10 protein-coding genes are annotated in these 11,443 nt (G+C 70.7%); 5 read left to right on the forward strand and 5 right to left on the reverse strand.

Going from position 1 to position 11,443, the window contains the following annotated elements:
- Positions 1-542: 542 nt before the first annotated feature.
- Both ACFV8T_RS42005 and ptsP read left to right on the forward strand, forming a co-directional pair.
- Complete coding sequence (locus tag ACFV8T_RS42005; RefSeq protein WP_385338274.1) at positions 543-992, forward strand: PTS glucose transporter subunit IIA; 450 nt, start codon at positions 543-545, stop codon at positions 990-992.
- Positions 993-1,068: 76 nt separating this feature from the next.
- The gene (gene ptsP, locus ACFV8T_RS42010) at positions 1,069-2,739 is read left to right on the forward strand and encodes a phosphoenolpyruvate--protein phosphotransferase (protein ID WP_385338277.1); all 1,671 of its coding nucleotides are present in this window, start codon (positions 1,069-1,071) and stop codon (positions 2,737-2,739) included.
- 66 nt (positions 2,740-2,805) lie between these two features.
- On the opposite strand, the gene ACFV8T_RS42015 is transcribed toward ptsP, so the two are convergent.
- Both ACFV8T_RS42015 and ACFV8T_RS42020 read right to left on the reverse strand, forming a co-directional pair.
- Positions 2,806-3,750, reverse strand: coding sequence for a hypothetical protein (locus tag ACFV8T_RS42015; RefSeq protein WP_385338280.1), 945 nt, complete (start codon positions 3,748-3,750; stop codon positions 2,806-2,808).
- A gap of 67 nt (positions 3,751-3,817) precedes the next feature.
- On the reverse strand, positions 3,818-5,794 hold the full coding sequence (locus tag ACFV8T_RS42020; protein ID WP_385338282.1) for an acetoacetate--CoA ligase: 1,977 nt from the start codon (positions 5,792-5,794) through the stop codon (positions 3,818-3,820).
- 233 nt (positions 5,795-6,027) lie between these two features.
- Here ACFV8T_RS42020 and ACFV8T_RS42025 point away from each other — a divergent pair, with 233 nt between their 5' ends.
- The gene (locus ACFV8T_RS42025; protein ID WP_385338285.1) at positions 6,028-8,379 is read left to right on the forward strand and encodes a TIM-barrel domain-containing protein; all 2,352 of its coding nucleotides are present in this window, start codon (positions 6,028-6,030) and stop codon (positions 8,377-8,379) included.
- A 67-nt stretch (positions 8,380-8,446) separates the two neighbouring features.
- Here the strand turns inward: ACFV8T_RS42025 and ACFV8T_RS42030 are convergent, their stop codons facing one another.
- Positions 8,447-8,980, reverse strand: coding sequence for an NUDIX domain-containing protein (locus ACFV8T_RS42030; protein ID WP_385338288.1), 534 nt, complete (start codon positions 8,978-8,980; stop codon positions 8,447-8,449).
- A gap of 57 nt (positions 8,981-9,037) precedes the next feature.
- Between ACFV8T_RS42030 and ACFV8T_RS42035 the strand changes: the two genes are divergently transcribed.
- The gene (locus ACFV8T_RS42035) at positions 9,038-9,844 is read left to right on the forward strand and encodes a M15 family metallopeptidase (protein ID WP_385338291.1); all 807 of its coding nucleotides are present in this window, start codon (positions 9,038-9,040) and stop codon (positions 9,842-9,844) included.
- Between the two features lie 118 nt (positions 9,845-9,962).
- A complete protein-coding gene (locus ACFV8T_RS42040; protein WP_266422376.1) occupies positions 9,963-10,337 on the forward strand; it encodes a DUF962 domain-containing protein in 375 nt (124 codons plus the stop codon).
- A 91-nt stretch (positions 10,338-10,428) separates the two neighbouring features.
- Here the strand turns inward: ACFV8T_RS42040 and ACFV8T_RS42045 are convergent, their stop codons facing one another.
- Together ACFV8T_RS42045 and ACFV8T_RS42050 are read right to left on the reverse strand one after the other, a co-directional pair.
- Positions 10,429-11,034, reverse strand: a complete 606-nt coding sequence (locus tag ACFV8T_RS42045; RefSeq protein WP_266422374.1) for an ATP/GTP-binding protein — start codon at positions 11,032-11,034, stop codon at positions 10,429-10,431.
- A complete protein-coding gene (locus ACFV8T_RS42050; protein WP_266422372.1) occupies positions 11,015-11,437 on the reverse strand; it encodes a DUF742 domain-containing protein in 423 nt (140 codons plus the stop codon). The genes ACFV8T_RS42045 and ACFV8T_RS42050 overlap by 20 nt, the downstream gene beginning before the upstream one ends.
- Between the last annotated feature and the right edge of the window lie 6 nt (positions 11,438-11,443).

Consider the following 11,443-nt stretch of genomic DNA (forward strand, 5'->3'; position numbering starts at 1 on the left):
AACATATCTGGCGTTGACTTTTGGCACGCTGTTGAGTTCTCAAGGAACGGACGCTTCCTTTGTACTCACCCTCTCGGGCTTTCCTCCGGGCTTTTTCCTTCGGTCTTGCGTTTCCGACTCTATCAGACTCTTTCGTGTCCGATTCCCGGTCGAAGCGGGCCCCCTGCGGAGCAGGAGAGTTTTTACTGCGCTTTCCAGTTCTTCGCTTTCGCGTTTCCCTTTCCGGCGAGTCCGACTCTATCAGTCCTTTTCGCTTTCCCTGACCAGCTCCCTGCAGGCATGCAGGTGCCGTGTCCGGGTTAGAGTCAGGGCTTAAAAGTCGCCGCCGACCCCCGACTCAAAGTCGCGTTGGGGTCAGGCAGGAGTACGACAGTACAGCCCGCCGGGAGTCGAGGCAAATCGTTTCCGGTGCGCTTCTAAGGCCGCGAACCGCCAGGACTCGGGCAGAACCGGGACTTCTTTTGACTTACGCTGCTGAACAGAACGCCGTCGCCCGCAGGCTGTGACGGCGCCAGTCAAGCTCCACCCCTGGGAGGCTCCCTATGACCACTGTGACGTCCCCTCTTGCCGGACGTGCCATCGGGCTCGCTGCGGTACCGGACCCGGTCTTCTCCGGCGCGATGGTGGGCCCCGGAACCGCCATCGATCCCGTGCGCGAACCGTCCGAGGCCGTGTCGCCGGTCGACGGCATCATCGTCTCCCTGCACCCGCACGCGTTCGTCGTGGTGGACGAGCACGGGCACGGAGTGCTCACGCACCTCGGCATCGACACCGTTCAGCTCAATGGCGAGGGTTTCGAGCTGCTCGTGAACAAGGGGGACACGGTCACGCGCGGTCAGGGCATCGTGCGCTGGGACCCCGCGGGCGTCGAGGCGGCCGGCAAGTCGCCCGTGTGCCCGGTCGTGGCACTGGAAGCCACCGCCGAATCCCTCTCCGAGGTCCGCGAGGACGGCGACGTGAAGGTCGGCGACACCTTGTTCGGTTGGCAGTGACGGGCTCGGCACGATGACAGCCCACTGGATATCCACCGCGGGGGCTCGGACCGCCGCACGACCGGAGACGGGTGAAATGGAGACAACGCTGCGAGGCGTCGGTGTGAGCCATGGAGTGGCGATCGGCGAGGTGCGTCATATGGGTACGGCGGTGCTCGAACCGCCGGCCAAGCAGATTGCCGCCGAGGAGGCCGAGCGCGAACAGGGGCGCGCTCGACAGGCCGTGGAGGCCGTGGCTGCCGATCTGATAGCGCGCGGCAATCTGGCCGGTGGCGAGGCTCAGCACGTGCTCGAGGCCCAGGCCATGATGGCGCAGGACCCCGAGCTGATGGCGGACGTGGAACGGCGCATCGCCGTCGGCAGCACCGCCGAGCGCGGCGTCTACGACGCGTTCGCCTCCTACCGGGCACTGCTCGCCAACGCCGGGGAGTACCTGGCGGGGCGCGTTGCCGACCTCGATGACGTGCGCAACCGGATCGTGGCCCGGCTGCTCGGTGTGCCGATGCCCGGTGTGCCCGACAGCGACGAGCCCTATGTGCTGATCGCGCGGGACCTGGCGCCCGCGGACACGGCGCTGCTCGACCCGGCTCTGGTGCTCGGCTTCGTGACCGAGGAGGGCGGCCCGACCAGCCACAGTGCGATTCTCGCCCGAGCACTCGGGGTGCCCGCCGTGGTGGCGCTGCCCGGTGCCGGGGAGCTCGCCGAGGGCACGGTCATCGCCGTGGACGGCAGCACCGGTGAGATCTTCGTCGAGCCGAGCGCCGAGAAGCGTGCGGAGATGGAGAGTGCCGCTGCGGCGCGCAAGGCCGCGTTGTCGGCCTCGTCCGGTCCGGGTGCGACCTCCGACGGTCACAAGGTCCCGCTGCTGGCCAACGTCGGTGGGCCCGGCGATGTACCGGCGGCGGTCGAGGCCGGTGCGGAGGGCGTAGGGCTGTTCCGTACCGAGTTCCTGTTCCTGGACGACAGCAAGCAGGCGCCGTCCGAGGAGAAGCAGGTCGCGGCGTACCGGGCGGTGCTGGAGGCGTTCCCCGAGGGGCGCGTCGTCGTACGGGTGCTGGATGCCGGGGCCGACAAGCCGCTGGACTTCCTGACTCCGGCCGACGAGCCGAACCCGGCGCTGGGTGTGCGCGGACTGCGGAGTCTGCTGGATCACCCGGATGTGCTGCGTACCCAGCTGACCGCGCTGTCGAAGGCGGCCCAGGGGCTGCCTGTCCACCTTGAGGTCATGGCGCCGATGGTGGCGGACCGTGCGGATGCCAAGGCCTTCGCCGACGCCTGCCGTGAGGCCGGTCTGCAGGCGAAGTTCGGTGCGATGGTGGAGATTCCGTCCGCCGCGCTGCGGGCGCGTTCGATCCTGCGGGAGGTGGAGTTCCTTTCGCTGGGCACCAATGACCTGGCGCAGTACACCTTCGCCGCCGACCGTCAGGTCGGAGCGGTCTCGCGGTTGCAGGATCCGTGGCAGCCCGCGCTGCTCGATCTGGTGGCGCTGTCGGCGGAGGCGGCCGCGGCCGAGAGCAAGAGCTGTGGTGTCTGTGGTGAAGCCGCCTCCGATCCGCTGCTGGCCTGTGTCCTGACGGGGCTGGGTGTGACGTCGCTGTCGATGGGGGCCGCGTCCATTCCTTATGTCCGCGCCACGCTGGCGAAGTACACGCTCGCGCAGTGCGAGCGCGCCGCCTCCGCCGCTCGTGCGGCGGACTCCGCCGAGGAGGCGCGGGTCGCGGCTCAGATGGTGCTGTCGGGCGAGTAGGTCGCGCGGCGTTCTGTGGTGAAGGGGGTTCCCTGCCGATGACGGCGGGGAGCCCCCTTCGGCCTGTCAGTGGTGCGATTCCGGTTCGTCCGCGCCGAGGTCGAAGCCGGCGCAGTACTCCACGTGCGACTCCGGGGCCACCGGTTCGCCGGTGTCGGCGTCGGTGCAGTAGGCGCTGAAGACCTCACCGGCGCTGAGCGGCAGCAGATTGCCGCGGGTCAGCCGCCAGCCGTGCACCCGGTCCTGGGCGCCGGAGCTGCTCGTGCGGAGCACGACTCCCCCGGACCTTTCCAGGGCGATGGCCACGGCGAGCACCGTGACGAACTCTGCCCCTTCCCCGGATTCGAGTCGGGCGGGCCCCGTGGTGTCGCGCTCGGTGTGCAGGACGGCGAGCAGGTGCTCGTCGTCGGTGGGGGTGCTGCAGACCAGGTGGTGGGTGCCGGGGCCTGCCGTCTCCAGGATGCGGAGCAGGAGGTGCGAGGCCCGGTCGAAGGCGGCGTGGCCGATGTCCTGGCCGCATTCAGCGCATTCGCCGACGCCGGCCAGGAGCATCGTGGCGTACTCCCAGGTGGCCCGGCGGACGGCCCGGCTGACCAGGAGCGGGATCAGGGTGTCGATGGGTTGTCCGGTGTACGCGACGGTGGCGCCGGCCGATGCGACTTCGGCGGTGAAGCGGCTGCGGCTGGCCGGGTCGTCGGGGACGAGTCCCGATTCTGCGCAGAACTCCGCGTACTCCTCGGGGTCGAAGAGAGCGACCGTGGCGTGCATGCCCCGTGCGGAGAGGGTCTTCAGCAGGCCTTCGACCTGCTGGAGATAGACGGTGTGGTCGTCGAAGGCGAAGGTGCGGTAGCGCCGCATCGCCGCGAAGTCCTGCTCGTCGGCCAGGAGACCGATGGTGCTGGGTGCTTCGCGGCGCAGCGTGCGTCGCATGGATGCGCCGGACCGGCTGTACCCGGCCGTCCTGCCGTACTTACCGTTCCCGCTGTTCCCGTTGTTCCTGATGTGCGCCATGACTCCCCCAGTGCGCTGTCGAACATTGCTCACTCAGAGTAATCAGGGGCACTGACAACGCGGACGGTCAGTGACGCTTGCGGGCGAGGTCCTCGTAGAAGTGGAGGAGTTCGAGGTTGTCGATCGAGCCGGGATTGACCGCCTTGGCCAGGGCCGTGCCCTGCAGGAGACGTTTGACCGGGACCTCGATGCGCTTGCCGGTGAGGGTGTGCGGGATGCCGGGGACTTCGATCACCTCGTCCGGGACATGACGCGGTGAGAGGTTCTCCCGGATGGTCCGCTTGATGCTGTCGCGCAGTTCGTCGTCGAGCCGGGCGCCTTCGGCGAGGTGGACGAAGAGCGGCATCCAGTAGCCGCCGTCGGGCTCTTCGAGGCCGATGACGAGGGATTCGCGGATCTCGGGGAGCCGCTCGACGGCCTCGTAGATGTCGGCGGAACCCATCCGTACGCCCTGGCGGTTGAGGGTGGAGTCGGAGCGGCCGTGGATGATCACCGAGCCGTGTTCGGTGATCGTGATCCAGTCGCCGTGGCGCCAGACTCCGGGGTACATGTCGAAGTAGCTGTCGTGGTAGCGACTGCCGTCGGGGTCGTTCCAGAAGCGGGTGGGCATGGAGGGCATGGGCGCGGTCACGACGAGTTCGCCGACCTCGCCGATGAGCGGTCTGCCCGCGGGGTCCCAGGACCGGAGGTCCGTGCCGAGGCACGCGGCCTGGAGTTCGCCGATGTGTACGGGCAGAGTGGGGACCGCGCCGGCGAAGCAGCTGCAGACGTCCGTGCCGCCGCTCACGGAGGCGATCCACAGTTCGGCGTCCACCTCGTCGTGGAGCCAGCGGAAGCCGTCGGGCGGGAGCGGGGATCCGGTGGTGGCGACGCACTGGACGCGGGAGAGGTCGAAGTCGCGGCCCGGGTGGACGCCGGCCTTGCGGCAGGCCATGACGTAGGCGGCCGAGGTGCCGAAGAGGGTGGCTCCGGTCTGTTCGGCGACGCGCCACTGGGCGCTGACGTCCGGGTAGCCGGGGCTTCCGTCGTACAGCACGAGGGTGGTTCCGGTGAGGAGGCCGGAGACGAGGAAGTTCCACATCATCCAGCCGGTGGAGGTGTACCAGAAGAAGCGGTCGTCGGGGCCGAGGTCGCAGTGCAGGCCGATCTGCTTGAAGTGCTCCAGCAGGATGCCGCCCTGGGACTGGACGATCGCCTTGGGGAGCCCGGTGGTGCCGGAGGAGTAGAGCACCCACAGCGGGTGGTCGAAGGGGACCTGCTCGAAGACGGGCTCGGTGTCCGCGGATGTGAGGGCGGACCATTCGAGGGCGCCCTCGGGGGCCTCGGTGCCCAGCAGCGGGATGTGGACGACGGCGCGCAGGGTGGGGAGTTCGCGGCGCAACTCGGCGACCGTGTCGGCCCGGTGGTGTTCCTTGCCGCCGTAGCGGTAGCCGTCGACGGTGAAGAGGACGACGGGTTCGACCTGCTGGAAGCGGTCGAGGACGCTGCGGGCGCCGAAGTCCGGGGCGCAGGACGTCCAGACACCTCCCACGGCCGCGGTGGCGAGGAAGGCGACGACGGCCTGGGGGATGTTGGGGAGGTAGCCGCTGACGCGGTCGCCCGGTGCGACGCCGAGGGCGCGGAGTTCGGCGGCGAGCGAGCCGACCCGGCGGCGGAGTTCGGACCAGGAGACGGGTACCTGGGTGTGGGTCTCGTCGACGTGGAGCAGGGCGGGGGCGTCCGCGCGCAGGGGGTCCTCGGCGGTACGCAGCGCGTGTTCGGCGTAGTTGAGGGTGGCGCCGGGGAACCACTGGGCGCCGGGCATGGTGCGGTCGGCGAGGACCGTCTCGTACGGGGTGGAGAACCGTACCTCGAACCAGTCGGCGACGGCCTGCCAGAAGGTGTCGAGCTCGTCCACGGACCACTGGTGCAGAGCCGCGTAGCCGCCCTCGGCCGGTGCTCCGTAGCGCTGGGACGCCCAGCTCTGGAAGCGGGTGACGGCGGCGGCCGCGATGCGGTCGGGGCCGGGCTGCCAGAGGGGGGCTTCGTTGGCTGCGGCGGTCATGGGGCGGCTCCCTGGCTGTACGGGTACGCGGGATGGGCGTGGGTCGCGCACACGTGCTGGGGTGTGCGCGTGAGGCGGCTTTTACGGACGATGCCATGTGATCGTCTTTCGCACCAGGGTTCCCCACCCATGGTCGCGTGTCCGGACATGTGGTCCGGCCACTGGTCCGGCCACGGGTGAACGGAAGTTGAACGGAGCCCGCATCCGCCCCGTCGGATGGCAGGGTGAGCCGCATGGACGGTCGTGACCTGGTGCGCTCGGTGAAGATGGTCGGTTCGGTGCGGGGGCTGCGCGCGGTGCGCTCCTCCTGGCGGCGCCGGAGTGCGGATGCGCGGGCGCTGCCGCCGCGTGGTGCGGAGCGGGCGCGGGTGCCCGGTCCCGTGGTGGGGGCGCAGCCGGAGCCGGGCGGGGGCGTGGTGCGGTTCGCCCGTTCGGAGTTGCGGGTGCGGGTGGCGGTGGGCGGTGCGGTGTTCTGGGGCTGGGACGGGGCGGAGCCGTTGCCGTCGTACGCGCTGCCCGGTGCGGCGCCGGAGCCGGATCCGCGGGCGGTGCTGGAGCCGGACAAGGACGGCGGCTGGCAGGTGGTCTCGGAGCGGCTGACCGTCGCGGTGTCGCGGCACGGGGCCGTGGAACTGCGTACTCCTGGCGGGGTGGTGCTCCGGCGCGAGCTGCCGCCGCGCTGGTGGGAGCCGGTGGCGGGTGGTGATGCCCGATGGGTGCAGCGTTCCGAGGTGCCGGCGGATGCGCGGTTCTTCGGGCTCGGGGGCCGGGCGTCGGGGCCGCGGCTGCGGGACGGTGTGTACGAGCTGTGGAACACCGACCCGGGTGGGCGTTTCGGGCCCGGTGACGATCCGCTGTATCTGACGATGCCGGTGCAGCTCGTGGTCTGTGACGCGGGAACGCATCTGGTGTTCCACGACAACACCTGGGCGGGGCGGGTGACTCTGCGCGAGGGCGAGGAGGGTGCGGGCTCCGGCCATGACCGGCCGGGGATGTGCGAGGTTCGGATGGACGGGGGGCCGTTGCGCTGCTGGGTGGTGGCGGGTACGCCGGCCCGGGTGCTGCAGGGCTGGACGGCTCTCACGGGTGCCCCGGCGCTGCCGCCGTCCTGGGCGCTGGGTCCGCAGCACGCCCGGTGGGGGTTCGGGAGCGAGCGGGAGGTGCGGCGGATCGTTGCCGGCTACCGGGAGCGGGGGCTGCCCCTGTCCGTACTGCATCTGGACATCGACCACTACGACGCGCACCGGGTGTTCACCGTCGATCACGGGCGTTTTCCCGATCTGCCGGGCCTGGCGAAGGAGTTGCGGGAGGACGGCGTGCGGCTGGTGTCGATCGTCGATCCCGCGGTGAAGGCGGAGCCGGGGAACGCGGTGTTCGACGCGGGGGCGGCGGTAGGGGGCGGCGGGGCGTTCGTCCGGGACGCGCGGGGGCGGGTGGTGCGCGGGGAGGTGTGGCCGGGTGAGTGCGTGTTTCCGGACTTCACCGATCCGCGGGTGCGGGAGTGGTGGGGCGGTCTGTACGAGGAGCGGCTGGCGCAGGGGTTCTCCGGTGTGTGGCACGACATGAACGAGCCGGTGTCGTTCGCGGCGTTCGGGGATCCGACGCTGCCGCGGTCGGCGCGGCACTCCCTGGAGGGCCGCGGGGGTGATCACCGCGAGGCCCACAATGTGTACGCGCTCGCGATGGCGCGTGCCGGGTACGAGGGGCTGCGCCGGCTGCGGCCCCAGGAGCGTCCGTTCCTGTTCTCGCGTTCCGGCTGGGCGGGGATGCAGCGCTACGGGGGCACCTGGTCCGGTGATGTGGCGACCGGCTGGCCGGGGCTGCGGGCCTCGTTGGCGCTGGTGCTGGGGCTGGGGCTGTGCGGGGTGCCGTACTCGGGGCCCGATGTGGGCGGGTTCGACGGGTCGCCGTCGCCGGAGCTTTATCTGCGGTGGTTCCAGCTGGGTGCGTATCTGCCGTTGTTCCGTACCCATGCGGCGATCGACGCGGGGCGGCGCGAGCCGTGGGAATTCGGGCCGCAGGTCCTTGAGCACGCGCGGGCCGCGCTGGAGGAGCGGGAGCGGCTGCACCCGTACTTCGTGACGCTGTCGCGGCTGGCGGGGCTGACCGGCGCCCCGTATGTGCGGCCGCTGTGGTGGCGTGCGCCCGGGGACCGGGCGTTGCGGGAGTGCGAGGACGCGTTCCTGCTGGGTGACGCTCTGCTGGTGGCTCCGGTGCTGGAGCGCGGCGCGGATCGCCGGGCGGTGCGGTTGCCCCGGGGACGTTGGTACGACACCGCGACCGGTGAGGTGTACGAGGGGCCGGGTCAGGTGTTGCTCGATGCGCCGTTGTCGCGGGTGCCGGTGCTGGCACGGGCGGGTTCGGTGCTGCCGGTGCGGGGTGCGGACGGTGAGGTGGAGCTGGAGGTGTGGGCTCCGGCGGCGGGGCGCAGCGGGAGCGGGCTGGTGGTCCGGGACGCGGGGGACGGCTGGGAGCGGGCGGAGGTCGAGCGGTACACGTCGCGGTGGGTGGACGGGCGGGTCCTGGTCGAACGGGAGGGCGAGGAGGGGCCGGTGGGGTACCCGGTGCGGGTGCGGGGCCTGTAGGGCGGTTCGTGGTGTGCGGCGGGGCGCTCGGCGGTGGCCGATCGGTTCGTGGTGTGCGGCGGGCCGGTCAGCGGTAGCCGCCGTCGAACCAGGTGCGGACGGCGCGGGTGTGCAGGGGGAATGCGAGCGCGGTGGGTGCGCGGAGCAGTTGGAAGCCGGAGGTCTCGTCGGTGGGGCCGGAGGGCGGGAGGGCGGTGGCGGGGCGTTCCGGGAGGAGGCCGAAGAGCAGCAGATGGCCGTCCGGGGCGCTGAGGGCGTCGGCGAGGCGGACCTCCCGTTCGTCGGCCCCGATGCCGGTCTCCTCACCGAGTTCCCGTACGACCGCGTGCTTCCAGTCCTCGTCGTGGTCGATGTAGCCGCCGGGCAGGGCGAGGCCGCCGCGGTGGGGCGGGATGGTGCGGGTGATCACGACGAGGCCGGTGCCGTCCCGGCCGGTGACGGGGAGCAGGGCCACGGCGACCGGCAGCGGATTGCGATAGGCGGTGCTGCCGCAGGCGGTGCAGGTGCGCGGCCAGGTGACGGACGCCGCGTAGGGCGCTCCGCAACTGCCGCAGTGGGAGTCCTCGGCCGGCTTCTCGGGGTTGTTCTCGGGCGCAGACACGCGCGGACTGTATCCGATCGTCCGGCGGACTCCCCCGCACTACTGGATTATGTGCTCATGACAGGTCTTGCTTCCGCTCTCCGTGTCCTGGTGGCCGCTGCCGCCACCCTGCTCGCCGTCACCGCCGCCGCCCCAGCGGCTCGGGCGAGGCCCGAGCCGAAGGCTCCCGAGGAGTTCGTCGCGCTGAGCTCGGTGGATCCGACGATCATCCAGGAGATGCGCTACCCCACCGCCCACAACTTCATGGGCGTCCCGGTGGACGGCTACCGCAGGCCGCTCTGCATCCTGACCCGGCCCGCGGCACGGGCACTGCACGACGCGCAGACCCGGCTGCTGCGCCGGGGCTACTCGTTGAAGGTGTACGACTGCTACCGGCCGCAGCGGGCGGTCGACCACTTCGTACGGTGGGCGAAGGATCTCGACGACGAGACGATGAAGGGCGAGTTCTACCCCCGGGTCGACAAGACGCGGCTGTTCGCGGACGGTTACATCGCGGAGAAGTCCGGGCACAGCCGCGGCAGCACGGTGGATCTGACGCTGGTGAAGCTGCCCGCCGCACCGACCCCGCCGTACCGGCCCGGCAGTCCGCAGGTGCCCTGTTACGCACCCGCGGCCGAGCGGTTCCCGGACAACTCCGTGGACATGGGCACCGGATTCGACTGCTTCGACACGCTCTCCCACACCGACGATCCGCGCGTCCAGGGGGCGCAGCGCGCCAATCGGCAGTTCCTGAAGAAGACGCTCACGGACGCCGGTTTCGTGAATCTGGCCGAGGAATGGTGGCACTACACCTTCAAGCCCGAGCTGTTCCCGGACACCTACTTCGACTTCCCGGTGGCCCGGCGGTCCGTCGCGGGACACTGACGCCGTTGCGTGGCAGCGGCCGGCCGGGACCACCCCCGTGGGTTCCGGCCGCCCGCTTCTTCTTCTCGGACGCGGATCGGCCGTTTCCGGTTGCGGTCCGAGCCATTACGGTGCCCGTATGTCACAGCAGACGTTCGATTCCTACGAAGAGTTCTGGCCCTACTACGTGGCGATGCACTCGAAGGCCGCGACCCGCTGGGTCCATCTGACCGGCACACTGACCGGGCTCGCGGTCACCGCCTACGGTCTGGCACGGGGGCGCAAGAGGTACGCGGCCGCGTTGCCGCTGATCGGGTACGGGACCGCCTGGCCCGCGCACTTCCTGATCGAGAAGAACAATCCGGCCACTTTCGGGCATCCCGCCTGGTCGCTCCGGGGCGACGTGCAGATGATCCGGATGATGCTGGCGGGACGCGACCGGGAGCTGGCCGAGACCGCCGACAAGTGGCTCGCCGAGAACGGCCGCTGCCAGGAGACCTGCCAGGAGTCCTGACGGCCCGCCACGACAGGAGAAGGCTCCTTGTCCGGTGACGCGACGACGCGCGGTCCGTACCCCGGTCGGCGGGGGTACGGACCGTGCGGCCCTACGTCGTAGCGGGCTCGCGGACGCGGTCCGCGCGGGCCACCGCGTGCTCGACGACGGCCACGAGTACGTCCCGCACGGAGCCGCGGTCGCGTGCGTCGCACATGAGCACGGGCACCTCCGGGTCGAGGTCCAGTGCCGCCTGCACCGTCTCGGTGGGGAACTCGTCGGCTCCCTCGAAGCAGTTGACGGCGACGGTGAACGGAATCTTGCGGCGTTCGAAGTAGTCGACCGCCGCGAAGCAGTCCTCCAGCCGCCGGGTGTCCGCGAGCACGACGGCCCCCAGCGAGCCCTGGGCCAGTTCGTCCCACAGGAACCAGAACCGGTCCTGTCCCGGGGTACCGAAGAGGTAGAGCACCAGGTCCTCGCGGAGGGTGATCCGGCCGAAGTCCATGGCCACGGTGGTGGTGGTCTTCGCCTCCACACCCGCCAGGTCGTCCACCGGGCGGCCCGCCTCGCTGAGTCTCTCCTCCGTACGCAGCGGCCTGATCTCACTGACCGCGCCGACCAGAGTCGTCTTGCCCACTCCGAAGCCGCCCGCCACCAGCATTTTCAGGGTAACGGGCTCCACGGGCCGCTTCTTGCGGCTAGAGCGCCCGAAGGCCATTGATCACCTCGCGAAGAATGTTCACGTCCGGCAGCTCGGCCGGCGGAACGGGACGGGTTACGTGCACCAGCTCGTCCTCGACGAGGTCGCCGACCAGCACCCGGACCACCCCGACGGGGAGATCCAGGCCGGCCGCGAGCTCCGCGATCGACTGGGGCATGCCACTGCAGAGTTCGACGATCTCCACGTGTTCCGGGGAGAGCGTCTGGTCCCGGCCGGGATCGTCGGCCTCGGGTTCGGGGACGACGACCGCGATCAGGTCGAGCCGATGGCGGGAGGCGCTGCTGGTACGGCCCCGGGTCATCGCGTACGGACGGACCACCGGTCCCGCGTCGGCGTCGTACCAGCGCGAGGCCTGCGGGTCGGTGGGCGTTGCCGGAGATCTGGAGGACTCAGCGCTCACCGTTCA

This window comes from Streptomyces sp. NPDC059832 (genome assembly GCF_042731715.1).
In the GTDB taxonomy this organism is placed as follows: Bacteria; Actinomycetota; Actinomycetes; order Streptomycetales; family Streptomycetaceae; genus Streptomyces.